The 21,777-nt window shown below is 46.0% G+C and carries 26 protein-coding genes; 10 read left to right on the top strand and 16 right to left on the bottom strand.

Going from position 1 to position 21,777, the window contains the following annotated elements; genetic code table 11:
• Positions 1 to 3: 3 nt before the first annotated feature.
• A complete protein-coding gene (locus BME93_01805) occupies positions 4 to 1,230 on the top strand; it encodes a TIGR00375 family protein (GenBank protein ATZ60895.2) in 1,227 nt (408 codons plus the stop codon).
• Here BME93_01805 and BME93_01800 read toward each other — a convergent pair.
• Together BME93_01800 and BME93_01795 are read right to left on the bottom strand one after the other, a co-directional pair.
• Complete coding sequence (locus BME93_01800) at positions 1,211 to 1,726, bottom strand: hypothetical protein (protein ID ATZ60894.2); 516 nt, start codon at positions 1,724 to 1,726, stop codon at positions 1,211 to 1,213. The two genes, BME93_01805 and BME93_01800, sit on opposite strands and share 20 nt — an antisense overlap.
• 40 nt (positions 1,727 to 1,766) lie before the next feature.
• A complete protein-coding gene (locus BME93_01795; protein ATZ60893.2) occupies positions 1,767 to 2,210 on the bottom strand; it encodes a hypothetical protein in 444 nt (147 codons plus the stop codon).
• Between the two features lie 451 nt (positions 2,211 to 2,661).
• Between BME93_01795 and BME93_01790 the strand changes: the two genes are divergently transcribed.
• The 9 genes from BME93_01790 (at position 2,662) to BME93_01750 (ending at position 8,711) form a co-directional block, all read left to right on the top strand.
• Entirely contained in the window at positions 2,662 to 3,144 is a 483-nt protein-coding gene (locus BME93_01790) for a MarR family transcriptional regulator (protein ID ATZ60892.2), read from the top strand.
• Positions 3,145 to 3,149: 5 nt separating this feature from the next.
• Positions 3,150 to 3,320 carry a 4Fe-4S binding protein gene (locus tag BME93_01785; GenBank protein ID ATZ61731.2) on the top strand — a complete coding sequence of 57 codons (171 nt, stop codon included), beginning with the start codon at positions 3,150 to 3,152 and terminating at the stop codon, positions 3,318 to 3,320.
• A complete protein-coding gene (locus tag BME93_01780) occupies positions 3,317 to 4,495 on the top strand; it encodes an NAD(P)/FAD-dependent oxidoreductase (GenBank protein ID ATZ60891.2) in 1,179 nt (392 codons plus the stop codon). Before BME93_01785 ends, BME93_01780 begins: the two co-directional genes overlap by 4 nt.
• Before the next feature lie 54 nt (positions 4,496 to 4,549).
• Positions 4,550 to 5,197, top strand: a complete 648-nt coding sequence (locus BME93_01775) for an NAD-binding protein (GenBank protein ID ATZ60890.2) — start codon at positions 4,550 to 4,552, stop codon at positions 5,195 to 5,197.
• 7 nt (positions 5,198 to 5,204) lie between these two features.
• Positions 5,205 to 6,632, top strand: coding sequence for a TrkH family potassium uptake protein (locus BME93_01770; GenBank protein ID ATZ60889.2), 1,428 nt, complete (start codon positions 5,205 to 5,207; stop codon positions 6,630 to 6,632).
• A gap of 21 nt (positions 6,633 to 6,653) precedes the next feature.
• A complete protein-coding gene (locus tag BME93_01765; protein ATZ60888.2) occupies positions 6,654 to 7,319 on the top strand; it encodes an NAD-binding protein in 666 nt (221 codons plus the stop codon).
• Positions 7,316 to 7,957: a ribonuclease HII gene (gene rnhB, locus BME93_01760; GenBank protein ID ATZ60887.2), complete on the top strand. Its 642-nt coding sequence runs from the start codon at positions 7,316 to 7,318 to the stop codon at positions 7,955 to 7,957. The genes BME93_01765 and rnhB overlap by 4 nt, the downstream gene beginning before the upstream one ends.
• Positions 7,958 to 8,073: 116 nt before the next feature.
• Positions 8,074 to 8,304 carry a hypothetical protein gene (locus BME93_01755; protein ATZ60886.2) on the top strand — a complete coding sequence of 77 codons (231 nt, stop codon included), beginning with the start codon at positions 8,074 to 8,076 and terminating at the stop codon, positions 8,302 to 8,304.
• Positions 8,301 to 8,711, top strand: a complete 411-nt coding sequence (locus BME93_01750) for a PIN domain-containing protein (GenBank protein ATZ60885.2) — start codon at positions 8,301 to 8,303, stop codon at positions 8,709 to 8,711. Before BME93_01755 ends, BME93_01750 begins: the two co-directional genes overlap by 4 nt.
• Positions 8,712 to 8,891: 180 nt before the next feature.
• Here the strand turns inward: BME93_01750 and scpB are convergent, their stop codons facing one another.
• The 14 genes from scpB to BME93_01680 form a co-directional block, all read right to left on the bottom strand.
• Positions 8,892 to 9,440 (bottom strand): SMC-Scp complex subunit ScpB, encoded by a 549-nt coding sequence (gene scpB / locus BME93_01745; protein ID ATZ60884.2) that lies wholly within the window; start codon positions 9,438 to 9,440, stop codon positions 8,892 to 8,894.
• Entirely contained in the window at positions 9,437 to 10,099 is a 663-nt protein-coding gene (locus BME93_01740) for a ScpA family protein (protein ATZ60883.2), read from the bottom strand. Before BME93_01740 ends, scpB begins: the two co-directional genes overlap by 4 nt.
• A complete protein-coding gene (gene smc, locus BME93_01735; protein ATZ60882.2) occupies positions 10,100 to 13,630 on the bottom strand; it encodes a chromosome segregation protein SMC in 3,531 nt (1,176 codons plus the stop codon).
• A gap of 250 nt (positions 13,631 to 13,880) precedes the next feature.
• Positions 13,881 to 15,185: an aspartate--tRNA(Asn) ligase gene (gene aspS / locus BME93_01730; protein ID ATZ60881.2), complete on the bottom strand. Its 1,305-nt coding sequence runs from the start codon at positions 15,183 to 15,185 to the stop codon at positions 13,881 to 13,883.
• Between the two features lie 102 nt (positions 15,186 to 15,287).
• Positions 15,288 to 15,551, bottom strand: a complete 264-nt coding sequence (locus tag BME93_01725) for a type II toxin-antitoxin system RelE/ParE family toxin (protein ATZ60880.2) — start codon at positions 15,549 to 15,551, stop codon at positions 15,288 to 15,290.
• A 4-nt stretch (positions 15,552 to 15,555) separates the two neighbouring features.
• Entirely contained in the window at positions 15,556 to 15,738 is a 183-nt protein-coding gene (locus BME93_01720) for a hypothetical protein (GenBank protein ID ATZ60879.2), read from the bottom strand.
• An 82-nt stretch (positions 15,739 to 15,820) separates the two neighbouring features.
• Complete coding sequence (gene hisD, locus BME93_01715) at positions 15,821 to 17,104, bottom strand: histidinol dehydrogenase (protein ID ATZ60878.2); 1,284 nt, start codon at positions 17,102 to 17,104, stop codon at positions 15,821 to 15,823.
• A 27-nt stretch (positions 17,105 to 17,131) separates the two neighbouring features.
• The gene (locus BME93_01710) at positions 17,132 to 17,857 is read right to left on the bottom strand and encodes a 4-phosphopantoate--beta-alanine ligase (GenBank protein ATZ60877.2); all 726 of its coding nucleotides are present in this window, start codon (positions 17,855 to 17,857) and stop codon (positions 17,132 to 17,134) included.
• A 2-nt stretch (positions 17,858 to 17,859) separates the two neighbouring features.
• On the bottom strand, positions 17,860 to 18,714 hold the full coding sequence (locus BME93_01705; GenBank protein ATZ60876.2) for a pantoate kinase: 855 nt from the start codon (positions 18,712 to 18,714) through the stop codon (positions 17,860 to 17,862).
• Positions 18,711 to 19,913, bottom strand: a complete 1,203-nt coding sequence (coaBC, locus tag BME93_01700; protein ATZ60875.2) for a bifunctional phosphopantothenoylcysteine decarboxylase/phosphopantothenate--cysteine ligase CoaBC — start codon at positions 19,911 to 19,913, stop codon at positions 18,711 to 18,713. The genes BME93_01705 and coaBC overlap by 4 nt, the downstream gene beginning before the upstream one ends.
• A 4-nt stretch (positions 19,914 to 19,917) precedes the next feature.
• Entirely contained in the window at positions 19,918 to 20,376 is a 459-nt protein-coding gene (locus tag BME93_01695) for a hypothetical protein (protein ATZ60874.2), read from the bottom strand.
• 34 nt (positions 20,377 to 20,410) lie between these two features.
• Positions 20,411 to 20,944, bottom strand: a complete 534-nt coding sequence (locus BME93_01690; protein ID ATZ60873.2) for a PGF-CTERM sorting domain-containing protein — start codon at positions 20,942 to 20,944, stop codon at positions 20,411 to 20,413.
• Between the two features lie 126 nt (positions 20,945 to 21,070).
• Positions 21,071 to 21,478, bottom strand: coding sequence for a type II toxin-antitoxin system VapC family toxin (locus BME93_01685; protein ID ATZ60872.2), 408 nt, complete (start codon positions 21,476 to 21,478; stop codon positions 21,071 to 21,073).
• Positions 21,475 to 21,720 carry an AbrB/MazE/SpoVT family DNA-binding domain-containing protein gene (locus tag BME93_01680; GenBank protein ID ATZ60871.2) on the bottom strand — a complete coding sequence of 82 codons (246 nt, stop codon included), beginning with the start codon at positions 21,718 to 21,720 and terminating at the stop codon, positions 21,475 to 21,477. Before BME93_01680 ends, BME93_01685 begins: the two co-directional genes overlap by 4 nt.
• Positions 21,721 to 21,777: the final 57 nt, after the last annotated feature.

The raw sequence follows: 21,777 nt of genomic DNA, 5'->3' as shown, positions 1-21,777 counted from the left end.
TTCATGGAAATCAATGCCGACCTCCATATCCATTCTAAATATTCAGCGGCAACCTCTAATCGCATGGATATGCAGACGCTGGCAAAAGAAGCGGCAAAAAAAGGCATCAAACTTGTCGGAACAGGAGATTGTCTTCATCCAAAATGGCTGTCTGAGATAAGGGCACTGGAATCTGTAGACGAGGGCACATTCGTTGTGAATGGCACACATTTTGTCCTGACAGGCGAGGTGGAGGACTCAAGTCAGGTGCACCATCTTTTGATTCTCCCATCGGTTTCCAAGGCCGAGGAACTGCATGAGCGTTTGGCAAAACATTCTAACGACATAACATCTGAGGGACGACCGAAGATATTCTTGAATGGAGAACAAATTGCGCAACACGCCATTGAGGTTGGCGCCCTTATAGGTCCCTGTCATGCGTTCACGCCATGGACCGCAATCTATGCATATTTTGACCACCTCTCTGACTGTTATGGCTCGATGACCGAGCACGTTTCTTTTGTCGAGCTCGGGTTGAGCGCGGACTCCGATTATGCTGATAGGATAAAAGAACTGGAGAATCTCACGTTCCTGACCAACTCGGATGCACATTCGCCCTGGCCGATACGGCTCGCAAGGGAATTTAATCGATTGAGGGTAGATGCACCAACGTCTGATGAGGTCATGCAAGCCATCCTGCGCAAGAACAATCGAAAACCCGTCCTGAACGTCGGACTGCCTCCTGAAGAAGGGAAATACAATGAGAGCGCATGCATACGGTGCTACAAACATTATACACTTCGAGAATGCCTGATGAAAAAGTGGCGCTGTGCATGTGGAGGCATTATTAAAAAAGGCGTGATGGATCGGGTAAACGAGTTGGCAGACCACGAGGAGCCAAGACACCCAGACCACCGTCCACCATATCTCAAACTAATTCCGTTAGCCGAGATAATCGCAATGGCGCTTGGAGTTTCCGGACCAAACAGCAGAGCGGTGCAGAAAGTATGGGATGTGCTGATACATGAACTTGGCGATGAAGTTGCGGTCTTAGTCGATGCAGACATCAATCAGCTGGATATGGTAGATGCGTGCGTACGTGATGCCATCGGGCAGTTTAGAAAAGGACAGGTGATACTTCATCCAGGTGGCGGGGGGCGGTATGGACGAATCGAACTGCCCAGCTCCAATGGGACTTCAACTGCACAGCAGAAGGGTCAGGCGCAGAGCGCTATTTTTGATTTTCGATAGGAGTTTTGGGTGTTCCGTCTGGTTTAGGATTGTCTCTTTCTCTGATTAGGTCATCGGTTTTCTCGGCATAATCGTCATCAGACATTCCAATTTTAAAAGCATCAGCTAATGCCACTGCCGCAACTACAAGAAATATAAGAACAACTCCACGAACTCCAACAACCAACCATACAAACACGTTTGAAAAGTCCAAAGCATAAGGTATAATAGCATAATATATAGTAACCATACAAACAAATAGAAAAATCATAAATTTGATAAATATATCAAGGCGTGCACTTCTACGCTCTTCAATTCTTTTTCTTACTTCAATATTCTTTTCATCTTGTTCTTTCTTTTCATCTTGTTCTTTTTCTGTAAATCTGAAATACTTTTCAAATCTTTTTCTTATTCCACACATCAAGGAGAGTTGTAATGCCCATCTTATAATCTCTTTTGTTCGCCTTTCGTGTGTTACACCTAAGACAATAGAATATAAGAATATAATCAGCAGCATCTCGTATCTAATGTTTAAGATTGTAGTTGCCAACCACAAACTAGAGTGAGAAGGGAATTACACTTACAGTTCCCGTTCCACGACATTCTGGACACGCTGGATGTATAATCTCGGGTACTACGTAGTATCTATACCACCCTCCCCCCGGCATTTCGGCTCCTAAATAAACGTGTATATCCTGTGTCACCCCGCGTCCTATCCGTGCTTCACTACTCTCAGTTATGCTCATATTATCATCGTACATCGTTCCAACCACTACGAATGTGCCTGCTGTGTCGTCTATGTTTTTAATAGTAACAACTATCCAGAAGTGCACCCCCTTCCAGAAGCCACGACTATCCGTCACTTGATACCGCAATTCACGGGGGATGGTGCCCGTTCCATCACACTCAACACATCTTTGTTCCAGACACCCCGACGCAAACACCATAATTACAAGCATTGCAAAAATTGCCGTAATTAATACAAATTCTTTCCGTGTCATATTGCCAGCCGCCAATCACTAATTCTTTTTTGTTTCAATCTTCTTTTGAATTCGATTTATACAATTTAATAAGTGTGTCTAACTTCTTTTCTAGGCACTTCTCTGGGAAGTTTATTTTATCTGTGGGTACACCATATTCATCGCTTAGGCACTTATACAGCATACGCGCTCGTATTAGAGCATTACAAGTTTCTTCAATCTGTTTTAGGAGCCTATCCTGTCTAAGTTCTCTAATAATATTTCCTAACCCAATCCTTAAGTTGATTGGTATGAAATTTTTTATGCACATCACAAATAGTTATTGAACCTCTTATTAAATAATCCTTACGTCCACAGGTTCATCATCATCCGACTTCTTTAATCATCTATGTTATCTATGAATATATGCGCTATATTCTGGATTTTTAGAAATTTCAAAAAACTTATATACTCAAATGATTATTTTCCGTAAATGATGAACGACCCCTCCAGATTTATAGAGGACAGGGAAAGTCTGCTCGGGTCTTTTGAAGCTCTGTTCCGAGCAAGAGGCATGAGCGGAATCTATGGACGGGTCTTTGGAGCTCTTATGTTGTCTGCCAACACAATGACGCAGGACCAGATCAGTGAATACACTGGTTATTCAGTTCCGGCCGTGAGCGGGGCACTTGATGAGTTGATTCGACTCGGATTGGTCCAAAAGTTGCGGCGCCATAACAATCGTAAATACTTTTACACGAGCAGAGTGGACCTGGATGCCATGTTCAGGCGCACCCTTCAGGCGATTCACGAAGAATACGTAACGCCTGTTTTGAATCGGCTGGAGAAAACGGAGCAGATGCTGCAACATAGTCATGGCGAAGAGACACGGCAGCATCTTGAGACCGTCAAGCGCTACCAGGGCGAACTGAACGATTTGAAGAAATATCTGGAAAAATTGCTTGAAGTGAGGTGAGTGATATGGTCATCGTCGATAGACATAAATGTGGGTATTGCGGAGCGTGTGTGGCTGTCTGTCCGTTCTGTGTGATAGAATTGGTCGGCACATGGATCGAGGTCGGCGAGGAGTGCAAAGAGTGCGGATTATGCGCCAAAGTTTGTCCGATGGGCTCGCTGGAGGTTGTAACATGAAGGACAAATACGATGTGATCGTCGTTGGTGCAGGTCCAGGCGGGTCTATTGCCGCGAAGACCGCTGTTGAACATGGTCTTGATGTGCTGCTGATTGAAAAGAGAAGCGAAATCGGCGACCCTGTGAGGTGTGCGGAGGGAATCAGCAAAGAAGGGCTGGAACGGTTTATTGAACCAGACAAGCGTTGGATCGCTGCCATGACGAAGGGAGCAAGGATACACTCTCCAGATGGCACGAAAATTGAAATGACAGAGGATATGGCTGGGCCAGAAGTGGGTTATGTCCTCGAGCGCAAGATATTTGATCGTGTGCTGGCAAAAAATGCTGCCATGGCGGGCGCAGAAGTTATGGTGAAAACCAGGGCCACCGGCCTGATTATCGAAGACGGTTTTGTCAGGGGCATAAGGGGAGAGCATATTGGCGAGGGGTTTGAAACAAGGTCGGACATAGTCATCGGTGCGGATGGCGTGGAATCCAAGGTCGGACGGTGGGCAGGAATCGATACCACGCTCAAGTTGTCGGACATTGAATCGGGTGCTCAATTTCTGATGGCCGATATCGATTTTGACCCAAACTACTGCGACTTTTACCTTGGGAATAAGCTCGCACCGGGAGGTTACGCATGGATATTCCCAAAGGGCAAGCATGAGGCAAACGTTGGATTGGGAATACTGGGGAGTAGGTCAGGCGGTATGCCAGCGATAGAATACCTTCAGCGCTTTGTCGAAACGCATTATCCTGATGGCAAAATACTTGAGATAGTGGTCGGGGGCGTGCCAGTCAGCGCCCCGATAGAACGCACCACTGCCAGTGGCCTGATGCTTATCGGTGATGCCGCCAGAATGGCAAACCCAATTACTGGCGGAGGAATTCTTCATGCCATGGAATCAGGAATGATGGCTGGCGAGGTGGCGGCAAGTGTGATTTCCAGAGGCGACGTCTCTGTCAAAGCGTTGGGTGAATATGAAAAGAGGTGGCGCTCTACGATTGGTGCATTGAACGAAAGGTCATACAAGGTAAAAGAACTGTTTATGAACCGCTCGGATAAAGAATTAAATGACCTTGCACACACAATTGAAAACGTTGATTTCACAGAACTAACTATTAGCGGGCTGATTGGGGCACTTATTAAAAAGAATCCAAAACTGTTTTGGAAAATTAGGCAACTATTTTAAGCTCGTATGCGGTAAGGTTAAAATCATTTAATCATAATCCAGAGTAGGTTTGATATGTATATCATAATCATCGGATGTGGCAGGGTCGGCAGTCGTCTGGCACAGTTGCTTTCTGCAGATGAAAACGATATCGTTATAGTCGATACGGAATCGGCCAAGTTGAAGGAAGTCGATTCAGAGTTTGATGGCATTACCATCATCGGCGACGGGACGGATCAGGATATTATGGAAAAAGCTGGTGCGAGCAGGGCTGACGTATTTGTGGCCACTACAGATGACGACAATGTAAATTTGATGGCGTGCCAGGTCGCAAGACAGGTCTTTAACATAAAGCGCGTTATTGCACGGGTAAACGACCCGACACGAGAACAAACGTTCAATGATTTAAAAATCGATATGACGGTATGCCCAGCATCGATTGCGGCCGCTCGTTTTAAGAATGCCATCATGCATCCAGATTTAATTACGACCATTGGCGAAAGTGTCGAGATCAATGAGATAAAGATTAAAGGTTCGGTAGGTGGAAAAGCGCTGAAAGACATAAATATGCCAAAAGAATCCACTATGGCGGCGATCATCAGAGATAAAAAGATGTTAACTCCTTCTGAAGATGTGGTACTCCAAGATGGCGACATCGCCATTGTAGTAAATTTAGATAAGGTCTCTAAGGAAGTCAGGAAAAGTTTAGGGGCGGAGGAATGACTAACCATTGAATGAAGACCGAATGATAGATGGCGGCCTCGGGACAGCATTACATTATGTCGGGCTTATTCTACAGCTTTTTGCCATTCTCGTAGCCATCCCGATTCTTATAGCGATATATTTCAAAGACGGACTTTATATGATTTTGTCATTTGCAACAGTTTCCATATTTTCATTGACGATAGGTTATATCCTTCGAAAATATACATCACCAGAGGAGCTGGATATTCGAAGTGCCATGGTCATTTCTGCGCTTATCTGGCTTACTTTGGCGGCGTTTGGCGCAGTTCCATTTGTATTGGCAGGAGTTCTCTCACCGGTGGATGCAGTGTATGAGAGTATGTCAGGATTTACGACGACCGGGCATACGATGATTGTGGATTTTGAAAATTTGCCTGCTTCCATCTTTTTCTGGCGCAGTTTGATGCAATGGGTTGGTGGTGCCGGAATTATACTTTTGTTCATAGCAATATTGATTCATGGTGTGGGAGGGGCAGCAAAGAGATTGTATATCGCAGAAGGCCGGACAGATCGTATTGAGCCGAGCATTATTCATACATCGCGTTGGATCTGGAAATTTTATGTTGTATTCACCATCATCGGAATTATGCTGCTTTTCATCGCAGGCATGCCGCTTTGGGATGCGATAAATCATTCCATGACTGGAATCGCTACTGGCGGCTTCTCCATAAAAGACGGTGGCATCGCCGCCTATGATTGCATTGCTATTGAAACAGTTATATCGTTAACAATGATATGTGGGGCTATAGGTTTCGTTCTTCATAAAAAATGGATTAATCGAAATTTTCGTGATTTCATTCACAATCCTGAAATCAAATTGATGGCTTTTTCAATCTTGATATTAACAATTCTGCTTACGGTTGAACTGGGCAGCAATATGAGGTTGGCATCGTTCAATGTAATCTCAGCTCTGACCGGGACTGGTTTTTCTAATGTTAAATGCATGGCAGAATGGAGCGACCTCTCCAAGATATTACTGGTAATACCTATGATAATGGGAGGAGGATATGGATCAGCTGCAGCTGGCATAAAACTTATTCGATGCGTTATATTTCTGAAATCGATTGGATGGTTGATTAAGAAATATTTATTGCCCCAATCTGCAGTTGTCCCATTGAAAGTGGGCGGCACAGTTATTAAGGATGACGAAATAATGATGGTTGGATTATACATACTTATTTATCTTTTTGTTATGGTAATTGGAACGTTGATATTGATGATGCATGGCCATCCAATGATAGACTCACTCTTCGAGGTCGCATCTGCGCAAGGCAATGTTGGCTTATCAATCGGATTGGTCGGCCCAGGCATGGCACTCTCTGAAAAAATAACCATGGTCATCGTTATGTGGATGGGCAGGCTTGAAATATTTCCAGTATTACTACTGTTGACCAATATGATCAAGCGTCCTTAATAAAATAATGGAGATTTAATTATGTATGTAGTCATCGTTGGCGGCGGGCGAATCGGTAGTTTTCTCGCCAAGACACTGTCTGACGAGGGGAAGCAAGTTTCGCTGGTCGAACTGGATAAGGACGTCTGTCAGACATTAGCCGAGAAACTTGATATTTTGATAATCAATGGTGATGGGACCGACATAAAGTACCTTGAGGACGCTGGTACTGAAAAAGCAGACGTTTTCGTTGCCGTTACAGGAGATGACAAAACCAACCTCATATCCTGCCAGATAGCCAAAAAGAACTTTAGCGTTGGCAGGACGGTAGCAAGGGTAAATGAGCCGAAAAACGAGTCGGTGTTTAATGAGCTGGGCATCGACATTGCCATTAGCACCGTAACGGCAGCATCCATAGTAATAAAGAACGCTGTAACATCTGGCGAACTCATGACGCTCTTAACTTTGGAAGGGGGCGGGATGGAGATGGTGGAGCTCAGGATACATGAGGACTCGTCAGCTGCCAACAAAGCGATAGAAGAACTCAGGCTCCCAGATGATTGCGTCCTTACCGCAATTATCAGAGGAGGACATGTGATTTTCCCAAAGGGCAAAACGGTGATAAAAGTAGGAGACCTGGTCATGGTTCTTACAACCACTGAACGCATCGACAAACTGGAGAGAGTATTTGTCGGAGAACGAGCATGAAGATTGCCGGAATCGATGAAGCAGGCAAAGGTCCAGTTATAGGTCCGATGGTCGTCGCAGGGGTAATGGTGTCGGAGAATCGGCTCCCCTCCTTGGAACAATTGGGCGTAAGGGATTCCAAGGCGACGTCACCTAAAAGGCGTAAATTTTTAGCTGAGGAGATAGAGAGAATTGCAGAATGCTATAGCCTCAATGTCAGCGCCGAACAGATCGACGAATTACGCAAGGTGATGAACATGAATTATGTCATGGTCGTCTGTTATGCAAAGGTGCTCCATCGGTTAAATCCAGACATGGCATTTTTAGATGCGGCTGACGTAATCCCTATACGATTTGCGCAAAACGTGCGCGAGAAGTGCGATAAGCCCATTAAAATAATTTCAGAGCACAACGCAGACGCCAAATATCCGATCGTTTCGGCTGCATCCATCATCGCCAAGGTCAGGCGAGATGCGGCGATACGCGTTCTGGAAAGTGAAATCGGACAGGAGATAGGTTCTGGTTATCCATCGGATGCCAGGACACAGCGCTTTCTTGATGGCTGGATTAAGAAGCACAACTCCCTACCGCCTTTCGTACGCCATTCTTGGAAGACGGCGCAGGCGGCGATGAAGAAGCACGCATCGAGTTTGTTATAGGTTTTAGTAATTACGATTTGGATTCTGTAGAAGACCGTTTCTCACCTTCGGAAACGAGCCTGCAATATCAAAACACATAAATATGTGTATTCACTTATTATAACGAGGTGATACGGATGGTTAATATAACGCTTGCAATTCCAGAGGAACTGCATCGCATCGTGAAGCAGCACAGCGAGGTCAAGTGGAGCGAAATAGCAAGGCGGGCGATGTGGGACTATGCGAAGAGACTTGAGCTGATGGATAAGATAGTTGCGAAGAGCAAGCTGACCGAGGAGGATGTGAAGGAGTTAGACCATAAACTCAAAAAAGCCATATTCAAGCACTACAGGGAGTTAATCGGATGAAGTTGGTCGTCGACACCAACATCATCATGGCCGCTATCATCAGAGATTCAGCCACAAGGAAACTCCTGCTCAACCCAGAGCTCGAATTGTATTTACCCGATCATGTATTCTGCGAGCTGAAAAAACATAAAGATGATATCACCAATAGAAGTGGTCTTAGTGAAGACGAGTTCTACATTCTGCTGTACACCATTATGGATCGCATAACCATCGTATCCAAAGAGGATTTTGCAGAATATATTCCCAAAGCATGGAAGATCATGGCTAAGATCGACGAAAATGACACACCCTTCCTAGCATTGGCCATGTCATTTGAGAACGATGGAATCTGGAGCGAGGACGACCATTTTAAGGAGCAAAACGAGGTAAAGGTCTGGAAGACCAGGGATCTTATCGATGTTCTTTGATCGGCGTTCCATCTGTAACATCAGGGAATATTTATCTTCGTTCAGATAAAGGTTTTTTATTATCAAAAAGAAGGGGGGATGGGAGCTGCATCCAGCCTATAAACGCGTAAGGAGGATGCAGTTCTACGTCCCAAGGAGGGGATTTCAATATCTTCTTTAGTCTTAGTCAGGTGGAGATTTTCAATCTTGAGCAGACGCGGTTTCATCCACATCATCTAGTGGCATCAATTTTTGCGCATCCGCCAGTTTCTCGATCGTTTTTTTAATTGCCCCGGGGTCGCTTGTTTCAAGCCTGAAATATTCTGCAAAAGCACGCGTCGTCGTCAGCATCTTCGTGCGACCGTGCTTGGTCGCTTTTACCAATCCTCTTTCCACCATCTCTGCAATGTGTGAGTATGCCTTATTGCCTCTGATCTCGACCACCCCTGCCTGCGTAATCGGCTGTCGATATGCTATCACGGAGAGCGTCCGGAGCACAGGAGCCCCAAATTCTCTCGGTGCCATGTCTCGCACCAGCTCCGCATATCTTGGTTTGACCTGCATCACATATTTTCCATCGATTCCAGTCAATTCCAGCGATGTGTCCCTTGTTTTATATTCTTCCAAGAGGGAATTCAAAATATCTGCTACATGCTCAACTGGTTTGCCCAATAGTTCTGCCAGTTCTTTCACGCTCAAGGGTTGGCCTGCAGCGAAAAGTGCAGCCTCTAATACCTCTTTATCGCTCATGCACTTTTGGACCTCGATTTTATATATATATCGCCAAACAGCTCCTTTTGCTCTAACCGTATCTTTTTTCTAATCGCTAAAAATAACAATGGGATATATGTCTGGACGATGGAGGAGGGATTCTTTTCTTCGACCAGTTCTGAAAATGATATGCGCTTTTGTTTCTTGAACCTCTTTTTCAGCTTTTCCATCACCATTTGAATTTGATTCTCCAAGTTCTCCTGGTTTACTACCTGAAGGGCGTCCTCTGTCGTCGGTCGATTTTGCTCTCTCCTAATGCCTCTTACTCTGCTTTGTTCCCTTCGGTCTATCGCATTTTTCAATTCATCTATCAATTCCAAAAGCGTCACAGGTCGCTTCGACTGTCGGCGCACATTGGGGCGCAAAACAGGATACTCCTCTGTCTGGGAGTAATCGGGTAGGAAGTTGAAGAATTCCTCTTCCTCCACCTCGTCCTCATCTTCTACCAGCGCCTCCGACTTCATGCGCAAGAGTATCGAGGCATACAGAAGCGTCCTTCCCGAAACCCATAGGTCCAGCTGTTCCCTATCCTCTAATTTCTTGAGGAATCTATCTGTGACATCCACTATGTCGATGTTCCATGGGTCTATCTCGCCGCTTTTAGCTAGGTCCACCAATATTTCAACAGGTTCTTCCAATTAGTTCAACCTCACGCCAGTTATGCTGGATATGTTATCCTCTTGCATGGTAACGCCGATGGTCCTATCTGCAGACTTCACCATTGACTCCCTCAGCGATACCACGATAAACTGTGCGTTTTTGGACGCATTCTTGATCATGTTCGCCACCCGTTCGACATTTGCTCCATCGAGGAACATATCTATTTCATCAAATGCATAGAAAGGAGCTGGCCTGTGTTTTTGAATTGCGAATATGAAAGCAAGTGTCGTCAAGCTCTTCTCGCCTCCAGACATTGAATCCATTCGCCTAATCGTCTTACCGGCTGGTTTGGCTTTGATGGATAGTCCTCCTGCAAATGGATCCTCCCAATTGTTAAGCACCAACTCACCCTCTCCATCAGAGAGCAGGGCAAATATCTCTTTGAAATGTGCATTGATGGCGAGAAAATTCTCCATAAATGTGTCTTTCTTCATCTGCTCGTACCGCTGGATTCTATCGATAATCTCGTTGCGCTCTTTGAATAGTGTATCTCTTTTGGTTTGTAGTATATGCCCTCTCTCCTGGACCTGGTCATATTCCTCGATTGCCCGCATATTGACGGGTTCCATCTCTTCCATCTTAGTATTCAAAGTCGCGATATTTTCCAATAACAACTCATGTGGTGGAACATCCTCTACCTCCTGTATGTCGCATGCCTTGACTTCCATGTTAATTTCATCGATCTGGGCTTGCAGGTCGTCTTTCATTGTCACAAGGACTTCTATCTTGACCTCGACCCTTCCAAGATTGTTTTGAATATCGTTCTTCTCGACTTCTACCTTCGCCACCTCCTCGAGTATCCTGTCCCTTACTTTGCGCATATCGACCAGTTCGACTTCCAACTCCTCCTCTCGCTGCATCTTTTCTCTCAATCTTTCCTCGAAGATGGTAATCTGATCCTGATACTCCTTTGTTTTGTCCTTTAACTGTTTTTTGCGCTCTTCTAATTCGTTTAATCTTTCCCCGACCTCATCTCTCTTTGTCGACGTGAAGCCCTTTTCTATGTTTATCGTGTTTATTCTGGCATCGATGTCGCGCACTCTATCCTTCGATCGTTGTATCTCTGCTTTGACTCGCTCTACTTCTTCGGTCAGCGCTGGAATCTCTGACTCCTTCAGCAATCTCTCAAGTCCCCCTATCTCTTTATCGCTCTCGCCAATCTCGCCATCGATCTCCGAATTTTGCTCCTCCAAAGAATTCATCTCGGCGCCGAGTTTTCTCCCCTCGTCCACCCGTTCCTTCAACCTCTTTTCACTCGCCTTAATCTGTTCCTCATATAGCTCACTCCATTCTTCTAGTTCGACCAGTTTTCTTTTCTTTCCAGATATTTCTACATCTATGTCGGTTGTGCCCCTCGATGTGGATGCGATTTGCCCATCGATTGCATCGATCTGGCCGATGATATGTCGCCGTCTCGATTCATATTCGGTGACCTGTTCTGCTAATTTCTTGAGCCCCTCTTTTTCCAATGCAGCGAACTTGAAGCGAGAACTCCCCCTCGAACCACCTGTCATCGCGCCGCTCTTCTCCACCAGTTCGCCGTCAAGCGTCACCATTCGTATCGCAGTATGATTGCCCATCAATTTCCGCGCAGTATCCAGGTCCTCGACGATGAGAGTATCTCCAAAAACATACCAAAAGGCAGGGCCGAATTTTATATCGTAATCCACGAGGTTTATCGCGTAATCGATCACTCCCTTTTCCTTGGCGAAATTCTTTCGCACCGATCCAGGACGCATCTTGTTCAATGGTAGAAATGTAGCTCTGCCGACATTCTTTCGTTTTAAAAATTCGATGGCGCATGCAGCGTCCTCGTCGTTATCGGTCACTATGCACTGCATCCGACTGCCTGCGGCGACTTCCAATGCCGTGGCATACTTCTCATTGACCTTGCCAAGTTCGGCTATCACTCCGTAAATGCCAGATAATTCGCGTTGTTTTTTTGCTTTTAGAACAACTTCGACAGAGTGATTGTACGTGCCCATCTCATCCGCAACTTTTACTCGCGCCTCTGCTTTTGCATACTCCTGCTGAACGTCCCATAACTTCTTTTCGATATCGCTTAATTCGCGGGTCAGAGCAGATTTTTTACCCTCTAACTCACTTACATCTCCTGACATCTTGCCAACTTTTTTCTCGAGTTCTTTAAGCTCACTATGAATCCGTCTCATCTCAATTTCAGACTCAGAGATGCGCTCCTTGGCGTTTTCCATCTCTCGTTTGACCTCGCTTTCCTCTGAGGACTTTCGCCTTATCGCATCAAGCAGTCGGTCCTTTGCTCGAAGCATCTCATTCTTTTCGCTCTTTTTTCGCTCTATCTCCTCCTTGAGTTTTGTTAGTTGGTCCCGTGTATCAGCGAATTTCATATCCACTTCTTCAATCCTGGTCAGGGCAACCGATAATGTGCTATTCAGTTCGCTTATCTCCGCGAGCATGCTTCCTTTTCGAACCTCTTCTTCCGTAAGCTGTGTCGTCAATTGTTCAATCTTATTTTTTGTTTTGTCAATCTCAACAAATGCCCTTCTTCTTTGCTCTTCGACGCTATTTATCTCATGTTGGGAGAACTCTATAGCCTGTCTATTCCGTGCTATGTCCCCTCTAATTGACTCGATTTCTCGTTTTATCCCTATTTGTTCATCTTCTCCTTTCTGGGCGATCTGCTCATTCAAAACGCGCAATTTCCCTTCAAACTTTGTGATTTCACCTCTGATTTCGGTCAGCTCATGAATCAGGCCATCTTTTTTCCGATTTCCCGCATCCAGCTTTTGGAGCACTTTTTTAAATTCATCTTCGACGCTTTTCAGTTTTGCAAGCAGGATAAACGCCTCACAGCGCCGCCTTTCGTCCCTAAGCGTCCGATACTTGAGCGCTTGCTCGCGCTCTTCTTGCAGTTGAACCAGCCTGGCGCTTACTTCGTCGAGTATGATGTCGACCCTTTCTATGCGCTCTCTTACGGTCTCCAGCTCTTCGTGTGACCGCTCTTTCTTTGCATCGAATTCCGCAACCCCTGCGATATCGTCTATTATCTTTCGGCGCTCTACAGGACCCATTTCGATGATATCGGTGACATCGCCCTGCATGATGATGTTGTATCCTTCTGGCGATATCTTGGCTTTGGAGAGATATATGTGAATATCATTCAGGCTGCATGCCTTGTCGTTAAAATAGAAGTAGCTATAATACCCCTTGTCCGTTCGCTGAATCTTTCTGGTGATCGATATCTCGTCTTCATCCACTGGAATCTCCCTATCAGCGTTGTCAAATCGAATGGTCACCTCTGCAAAGTTGGGGTTTTTTCTTCCGTTACCATTATAAATCAGGTCCGTCAGCTTCTCAGCTCTCATCATTTTGGAAGTGAAAATGCCAAGTGCGAAAAGAATAGCATCGACGATATTGGACTTCCCTGAGCCATTTGGTCCAGAGATGGTCGTGAAGTCATCGAAAAACGGAATCTTCACCCGTTTCCAAAAGGATTTGAAGTTCTGGAGCTCAATCTCTTTGATATGCAATGCCGATCACTTCTTTATCGCTTATCACATACTTTCATTTTTAACATGTTGGTCTTCTACTCTCGTCGGGAGGCGGCATCTTCATATGAATCAGATTCGAGACATCAAGAAGTTCGGTCGTTAAGCCACGCATCCCCATCCCCCGTGTAATACAATACAAATATGTGCTACATATTATATAATACGATAAAAAGAACATATAACTTATGGTGCTATAACGCTTAATACGACAATTAATGCCAGAGTAACTTTACGGCGAAAGTCTTCTTCTATCCCGAGGGAACAAAACGGTTTCCCTGATGTTTGCCAAGCCCAACATACTCATAAGTAACCGCTCCACACCCATACCCCATCCTGCATGCGGGGGCATTCCGTATCTAAATGCGTCGAGGTAGCACTTAAATCCCTCTGCATCCAGCCCCTTGGATTCGATTCTTTTTCTCAAAAAGTCATATGAATGCACTCGTTGCGCTCCGGATGCCATCTCCATTCTTGGGTCCATCAAATCGAATGCCTTGCATACCTCTGGACGGTCTTCATACGGCTCTACATAATATGGCTTGATATCTGTGGGCCAGTCTACTATGAAATAGTACTCGCCGATACTTTCGCCAACGGCTTTTTCCGCAGCCGTGTCAAGGTCGTCTCCCCATTCTACGCCCTTGCACTCATCATGTCCTCTCGCGATGTCCATCGCTTCATCATAAGATATCCGTCTGAATGGCGTCTTTGGTACAGACAAACTGATGCCGAGAACATCGAGTTCATGCGCACAATGTTTCGACACATGACCATGTGCGTGCTTGACAACCTCTTCCAATATCGACATAACCTCCTCATGGGTAACAAAAGACGCCTCTATGTCAATGGATATCACCTCGTTCAGGTGCTTTCTGGTATCGTGCTCCTCTGCTCTGAATATTGGACCTATCTCGTACACCCTGTCCAGTCCCGCCGCCATCATCATCTGCTTGTACAGCTGTGGACTCTGACTGAGGAACGCTTCCCCCTCAAAATAGGTGATCGGAAACAGGGCAGTCCCTCCTTCGGTCGCGGTTGCGACCACTTTTGGCGTATTTATCTCGATGAAGCCGTTGCTCTCCAGGAATATGCGAATCGCAGAGAGAGTATGATGTCGGACTTTAAATATTGCCCGTATCTCGGGGCGCCTGAGGTCTACAAATCTGGCATCCAATCGCGTATCCAGGTCTGCGCCGACCTTTCCGGTGACATCTAATGGAAGCGGCGACTCCGCCCCGCTCAGAACACGAATCTCATTAGGAATGATTTCATAACCGTTGGGCGCTTTCTCCTCGCGTTTAACTGCGCCAGAAACCACTACAACCGACTCTCTGCTGATGCTCCTGGATATTTCGCTCAGTTTTTTGTCCACCTTTTTCTTTGGCAGCGTGACCTGCGCCAACCCTCTCCTATCTCTTATCACTATGAAGGTGATGCCTCCCAAATCTCTAATCTCATGAATCCATCCTGCAACGGTGACGTTTTTGCCGTCATCATCCGGTGTTATCTCGCTTGAGTAGTGAGTTCGTAACATGTTAAACACTCAGCCTCTTGATTGAACTTCTCGTCTTAAAGATGCACGTCATGTTTAAAAGTATAATCTAAGATGGATGCATTGCATTTCAATATTGAGGGGTTATCTCTTATATCCTTTCTTCCTTTGCCGAATATCGTGAATAATAACCTCTTTTTCTTTTTTCAAGACTTCGTAAGTAATTCTCCAGTCTCCAATCCTAATCCTGAAGGCCATAGAATGGCCTTTAAGTTTTTTAATGTCATAACCCAAAGGCGCAAAGGTATGTTGCAGTGCCTCGAAAACTTCAAAACATCTTTCTCTTACTTCATTGGGGGCTTTTTTCAGTTTGTGCTGGACTGACTTGAGGATAACAACTTCAAACATTAAATCACGTTCTTAAATTCTGAAACTTCACGAAATCCCCTTTTTTATATTCCGCCCGCCCTCTTTCAATTGCCTCTATTTCTTCCTGCTCGGGTTCAACTTCAGGAATAAGTATATCCTTCAACTCATGAAGCTCTTCTCTTAAAGATTTTATCTCTCTTAAGACATCGTTCATGGTGGCGTTCATACTTCTACCTCGTACTTTAACGTATTAAAACCTTCTTTCTATGGTCGTTCTGACTGAAATCAAGATAGTTTAATGGATAATCTCACCTTTCAAACCTCTTCCTGACCGAATTCGCATGCGCCTCCAGTCCCTCTGCCTCGGCAAGCGCTATTATCGTGTCCTTCAGGTCGCGCAACCCGGACTTGCTGATGATATGGATGCTGGACTTCTTCGCGAAATGAGCTACATCCAAGCCGGAAAGCACCCTTGCATATCTCATCGTTGGCAGAACGTGATTTGTTCCGACGGCGTAGTCCCCGGCGGCGACCGGAGAGTATTCTCCAATGAATATCGCGCCAGCATGTTTGATATTCTTCAATACGTTCAGCGGGTCGGGAACCATTAGTTCAAGATGCTCGGGTGCAATCGTGTTGACAAAGTCTATTCCCTGTTCGAGGTCGTCTGCTACCAAAATAGCGCTTCGCTTCAGTGACCTGGTGATTACATCCTTGCGTAGTGATTTTTTCACCTGCCTCTCTATCTCGCCATCGACCTTTTCTGCCAGTTTTTTGGAGGTCGTGATTAGGATTGCAACAGACGATGCATCGTGTTCTGCCTGTGCAATCATGTCCGATGCGATGAAGGATGCGATTTTTGCCTCAGAAACTTGATCTGTTAGGATGACGATCTCGCTGGGTCCTGCTGGAAAATCGATCTCCACATCATTGCGCACCAACATCTTGGCAGCTGTTACATATACGTTCCCAGGTCCGACGATTTTGTCAACCTTTGGGATGCTCTTCGTACCATATGCCATTGCCGCTATTGCCTGCGCCCCTCCCACCTTGAATATCCTGTTTGCGCCTGCTATGCCGGCTGCTGCTAACGTGAGAGGGTTTACAGTGCCATCTGGCCTGGGTGGAGTACAAATGCACACCTCTCGAACGCCAGCCACCTTTGCCGGAATCACGGTCATCAGCGCTGTGGAAGGGTAAGACGCGGTGCCACCAGGGACGTATGCACCTATCCTGTCCAATGGCGTGGTCTTCTGTCCGAGCATTATACCTGGTCTAAATTCAGTCAGCCATAACTCATCATTCAACTGCTCGTCGTGGAATGCGGCTATATTGCGCGCCGCCTTCTCGAGGTGTTTGATGAGTTTTGCATCTATGGATGCCTCAGCATCCTTGATATCCTCTTCTATAACCTCAAGGTTTTTCAGTACCGCATCATCAAACTTCTTCGTATACTTGATGACAGCGCTGTCACCGTTCTTCAGCACATCCTCTAAAATCCTCTTCACAACGCTCGTGACTTCCTCGACATCACTGCGCAACAAGTTTCTCATTTGTGCATCGTTCAACTCAGACAGTCGTTTGATATTCATGGCATCATCCTCGAAGCCTAACAAGTCTTAAATCATTTTAATCCTTCTGATTACATTTTCCAACATCGCCTTATTGTCGTATGACGCGCATATATGTTCCAATTCAGACTTAGACAATGTCATCATTTCATCAACCAGTTTTATCATATTGGGCACAGCTCTGACCACGTTGTCCACTATCGTAATGCTTGCCGCCTGAGCTGTCCTCGACAACGGGTTTAAATCCACGACTATCACGGTTTTGCCCATGTTTACGAGCGCTTCGCATCGGTCTCCATCCTCCAGCGGAACCAACACGACGTCTGCCTTGTATATTCCATCTTTGTCCACCTTTGCCCGTTCATGGGATATGTTGGGAATGCGCGCATTCGCTCCTTTCCCTAGAACATCCTTTGCTCCATGTGCCTCCAGATGATGGATTATCTTCTCTACTCTCTCTTCCGTCCTGTGAAATAGGTTTACTTCTAGTGGTGCGTTTAGTTTTACGCTCAGGCGTCCTAGTCCTTCTGGAGCCAATGCAGCAGTATTGCCGTTAACTGAGATGACTGGGTGCTTTGCTGCTAACATCATTGCAACCGCAACCCTATTTGCGGTCATTACAGGCTCAATCGTCTTTTCGCCGACCAGATAATCAAATGCCTCACCCCGTCCATGCGCGATCAACCCCTCTGCGCAGACGATGCCTGCTTTAAATCCGTCCACCAGCTTCTCCCGAATCTTCAGCGATTCGTATCGAGGGTGGTCTCTTGACATTATCATAGCAATTGCGCTCCATGATGGCATATCCTGCTCGTATGAACTTTTCCGAACTCTTTTAACGCATCGCATCCATTAACAGCGAACACGGTGTTGCCCAGCATCGCCATGCCTGCCATTCCACCATCAGATTCAGCCGCTTCTATTGCATCAGCCGCTTCACTGCTGAGAAATCCTGTTTGGATGGCGAATTTTTTGGACAACCGAATAAACTCGTCAAATGTCGGTCTATGGAGCAATTTCTTCATGGCGGTTTTCCCTGCTTTATTAATTTCTTTTCTCATGCTCGTATCCTCCAAGACCTCCCTTGTGATGATTTCGCCAAACACCACGTAATCGATCATGACATCACTGATGGGAATCCTGTCAACGACACCTATCCCCGGCGCTCCTGGCTCTTTTCGCATCACTACGCCGCCGTATGACTGTCCAATCACATCTCCCAGACCGGTTTTATTCACCACCTCTGCAATGTGGGCTATCTCTCCAACCTGGTTATATGTGAGGTTCAGGGACAGCGCCTCGTTCAATGCAAGCGCGGTGCTCAACGCACCGGCTCCACTGGCTCCAAAACCGCATCCAATCGGGACGTCTATCTTGCTGTGCACCTCGACAGACCGATTGGCTGCCAATTCCTTCACGACGAATTCGGTGGTTGGCGCCCTTGTGAGGACGTCATTTAAGTGAATGGATACTCCTTTTCCATCTTCAACCACGACCTCTGTCACCGTCCCTGCCTTTAGTGTAAATCCACAGCCCCTGGACCCCATGCACTCGGGTTTTTCTGACTCACAAATCTCAAAAAAGCCTGTGATATGCGACGGCGCATATGCCTTAGCTTTTATGGCGTTCATAATATTCCAACTATTGCGTCTATTACCTTTTTTGCGATGTCTCGTTTGGAACCCTTGACATGCACAATGTCCTCGCCGATGATATACACTTCATTCTCGTCCTCGCCGATTCCGCCCTTGCCGACATCGTTTGCCACGATCAGGTCCAATCTAACCGCATCCTTCAGTGATTTTGCCCTGTCGATCAAGACATCTGTCGCCACATTTGTCTCGGCTTTAAAGCCAACCATCGGCAAATCAGGATATTGTTCTCTGACCAATCCTATCAACTTTGGAACGGGCTTCAGGGGAAGCGTTAAATTCTTGCCAGAGGGTATCTTGTTCGGCGCTCTATTGACCGTATAATCAGATATGGCAGCGGCACAAATGAATATGTCATATCCTCCTTTTAACTCATCGAGCACCGCATCTGTCATCTCTCCAGCGCTCTCAACGTGGATGTGGCGCATCATCGGATATGGACTATCTCCCCTGTGCACTAACGTGACATCTGCGCCCCTGATGAACGCCTCTCTGCCGAGTTCCAATCCTGTCCTGCCAGAACTTCGGCTGGTGAGTATCCGGATGGGGTCGATTGATTCTGCTGTAGCCCCGGCGGCGATCAACACCTTTTTCCCCTTAAGTCCTTTTTCCGAGAGCGTGCGCAGTACGTACAGGACGATATCCTCGACATCCGCTATCTTCGCCTTTCCTTCCTCTAAGCGAGGGCCCACAAATTCGATTCCAAGCCTTTTCAATCGCTGGATGTTATCGGCGACGATGGGCTGCGAGTACATTGATTCGTGCATCGCAGGAGCGATGATGATTGGAATTTTAGTGCCCAGTGCAGTGGATGCAAATGTCGTTACAGGAGTATCATCTATGCCAGTTGCGATTTTTCCAATCGTATTTGCCGTGCATGGGGCGATTAATAATAAATCGGCTTTGCCAGTCCCATCTCCGCACAATTCAATATGCTCTACATCTCCTGTGAGCCCGGAGATTACATTTCTCCCGATTGCGTATTGCAGCGCATCCTGGTGTATGACCTTTTGAGCCGCATCGCTCATCACCGCGTAAACGTCAGCCCCGTGTCTGACCAGCTCGCGCGCTAATTTGACGGCTTCGACGGCGGCTATGCTGCCCGTGACGCACAGCACGATTTTTTTGCCACCGAGCTCATCACCTTTGGAGCCCCTGATGTCGGTTGTGGGATGCAAGATATCACTGTTTACGCATTATTATGGTCAACCCATATATATCGAACTCCTGGGAATGAACAATGGGGCCACCGTACCAAGATACGCCAATTCGATAAACGCCAGGTGAGACCTGTTCTCTGTTGTAATCAGTTTGCCCCCAGCTATATGACAGCGACTCCCCTGGCTTGAGTGATATTCTGTGAAGCGCAGTTGGCGAGAGAACGAGGGTCCACGCATCGTTCACCATTTTTTCAACATGCCAGGGGGCTGTAGTCGGTAAATACACCGTACTGTGTCCGATGTTTTTGATTGTGAACTCTACTGGTTCTCCAGTTAAATAAGCATCCTTGCTGACCTCAATCGCTATCAACGCAGGTGCTGGCAGCGGTTCAGGCGCTATGGGAGTCAACTTCACATAATATATTCCAGATAACGATATGATAATCACTATCAGGACTAATATAGTCCTTCTTTTCATCATCTCATCTCAATGAGAGAAGAGAGACAATAAAAGATTATCGTCTCCGCATCGCCAGAAATGCTGCGGCAAGCAAGAGTACGATGGCTGATATTGCCCCAAATCCTGGAATCACATACCATGGTTTAGGTTCTGGTTCAGGCTCTACTACTGGCGGCTCCAACACAGGCGGTTTGATTGGCACTGGCCTCTCTGCAATTGCATGACACCAATCACAATCGTTCATTTCGTCCAGCAGATTGCCATGGCACGGGGCACACGTTGGGAAGAATGCCCAAAAGTTAACGCCATCGTGTGCTATGTGGATTTCATCGGCAGGGAGGTAAGGGGAGCCAGACGACATGAACCACCCGTATGGCGTGTGTGCCCTTGCTCTGACCGCGAACAGATGGTACTCATGGCACTGGATGCACGTGTACCTATCTGCCAGCTCGACTCCATGTGCTGTTTGTGGCTCTGGCACAAATTCCACATGGCAAGCGAAGCAGTCCGTATCATTTGGTGATTGCACATAATGCACCGTCGGATTATGACACCAGCCGCAGCCCTCTACGCTGCCATCATCGTGCATGTACTGCTCCGTTAATCACTCTTTGTGGATTATGCCTCTTTGTATCTATATTCTATATAGTATTATTAACTTATAAATTATGGTGAATAAGGGATTGAAAATGTAAACAAGGCCCTTTAACTTCGTTCATGTAAAACGCTTGATGGGATTAATCACCTTAATCTTGGAGTGTTTGCTAAAATCCTTTACGTTGTCTGTGGCTATCCTGTCAATGCCATTTCTCAGCATGTTTGCAATTATTGTGGCATCATTCGTTTTTATGTTATATCTCCGGGAGATTTCTGCTCCCTTAATCAAATCTTCTTCGGTTATGGCATAATATTTGAGAAGCTTGGATTCTAACATGGCTTTCAGCCTGACTTCTGCTTCCTCTGCGCCCAAGTTTCTTAGATATCCATAATGGGATTCGAGGGCGATGATGGTGTTAAAACAGAATTTTTCCCTTTTTTCTTCAAAAAAGCTCTTCGCATTCATATGTTCAGGATAGTTTTCATCGCCGGCGAACATGAAAATGTTGGAGTCTACGAATATCATCCTGACCAGAGCTCCTCTTTCAGCTTAGAGGGCTTAATCGCCTTGCCCTTCTTTGGATTGCGAATAGTTATAAGGAATGAGTCCTCGCCTCTTATTACCTTGACCCGCAATTCCTCTCTTGATATATTTTCAAATAATAGTGTATCGCCCTTCTTAACACCAAGGTCATCTCTGACATTTTTGGGTATCACAACTCTTCCGTTTTCCCTAATCTCGGCAGTTTTTATTGCCATTTTTACCATTATTTATTGACATTTTCTGAGATATAAATATTTGGGTGCATAGATTCATCACCTCAC

Source organism: Methanosarcinales archaeon Met12, from assembly GCA_002813105.2.
In the GTDB taxonomy this organism is placed as follows: domain Archaea; phylum Halobacteriota; class UBA148; order UBA148; family JAJOKI01; genus JAJOKI01.
This window is presented reverse-complemented; position numbering and strand designations above follow the sequence as displayed.

Bases quoted from the DNA above. Each gene is read 5' to 3' on its own strand.
- BME93_01805 (ATZ60895.2), top strand. From the start codon at position 4: ATGGAAATCAATGCCGACCTCCATATCCATTCTAAATATTCAGCGGCA.
- BME93_01780 (ATZ60891.2), top strand. From the start codon at position 3,317: ATGAAGGACAAATACGATGTGATCGTCGTTGGTGCAGGTCCAGGCGGG.
- BME93_01775 (ATZ60890.2), top strand. From the start codon at position 4,550: ATGTATATCATAATCATCGGATGTGGCAGGGTCGGCAGTCGTCTGGCA.
- rnhB (ATZ60887.2), top strand. From the start codon at position 7,316: ATGAAGATTGCCGGAATCGATGAAGCAGGCAAAGGTCCAGTTATAGGT.
- BME93_01680 (ATZ60871.2), bottom strand. From the start codon at position 21,720: ATGGTAAAAATGGCAATAAAAACTGCCGAGATTAGGGAAAACGGAAGA.
- BME93_01755 (ATZ60886.2), top strand. From the start codon at position 8,074: ATGGTTAATATAACGCTTGCAATTCCAGAGGAACTGCATCGCATCGTG.
- BME93_01765 (ATZ60888.2), top strand. From the start codon at position 6,654: ATGTATGTAGTCATCGTTGGCGGCGGGCGAATCGGTAGTTTTCTCGCC.
- BME93_01695 (ATZ60874.2), bottom strand. From the start codon at position 20,376: ATGATGAAAAGAAGGACTATATTAGTCCTGATAGTGATTATCATATCG.
- BME93_01790 (ATZ60892.2), top strand. From the start codon at position 2,662: ATGATGAACGACCCCTCCAGATTTATAGAGGACAGGGAAAGTCTGCTC.
- BME93_01710 (ATZ60877.2), bottom strand. From the start codon at position 17,857: ATGTCAAGAGACCACCCTCGATACGAATCGCTGAAGATTCGGGAGAAG.
- BME93_01785 (ATZ61731.2), top strand. From the start codon at position 3,150: ATGGTCATCGTCGATAGACATAAATGTGGGTATTGCGGAGCGTGTGTG.
- BME93_01720 (ATZ60879.2), bottom strand. From the start codon at position 15,738: ATGAACGCCACCATGAACGATGTCTTAAGAGAGATAAAATCTTTAAGA.
- scpB (ATZ60884.2), bottom strand. From the start codon at position 9,440: ATGAGCGATAAAGAGGTATTAGAGGCTGCACTTTTCGCTGCAGGCCAA.
- aspS (ATZ60881.2), bottom strand. From the start codon at position 15,185: ATGTTACGAACTCACTACTCAAGCGAGATAACACCGGATGATGACGGC.
- BME93_01795 (ATZ60893.2), bottom strand. From the start codon at position 2,210: ATGACACGGAAAGAATTTGTATTAATTACGGCAATTTTTGCAATGCTT.
- BME93_01800 (ATZ60894.2), bottom strand. From the start codon at position 1,726: ATGCTGCTGATTATATTCTTATATTCTATTGTCTTAGGTGTAACACAC.
- BME93_01725 (ATZ60880.2), bottom strand. From the start codon at position 15,551: ATGTTTGAAGTTGTTATCCTCAAGTCAGTCCAGCACAAACTGAAAAAA.
- BME93_01750 (ATZ60885.2), top strand. From the start codon at position 8,301: ATGAAGTTGGTCGTCGACACCAACATCATCATGGCCGCTATCATCAGA.
- BME93_01685 (ATZ60872.2), bottom strand. From the start codon at position 21,478: ATGATATTCGTAGACTCCAACATTTTCATGTTCGCCGGCGATGAAAAC.
- BME93_01705 (ATZ60876.2), bottom strand. From the start codon at position 18,714: ATGAACGCCATAAAAGCTAAGGCATATGCGCCGTCGCATATCACAGGC.
- BME93_01690 (ATZ60873.2), bottom strand. From the start codon at position 20,944: ATGCACGATGATGGCAGCGTAGAGGGCTGCGGCTGGTGTCATAATCCG.
- hisD (ATZ60878.2), bottom strand. From the start codon at position 17,104: ATGAATATCAAACGACTGTCTGAGTTGAACGATGCACAAATGAGAAAC.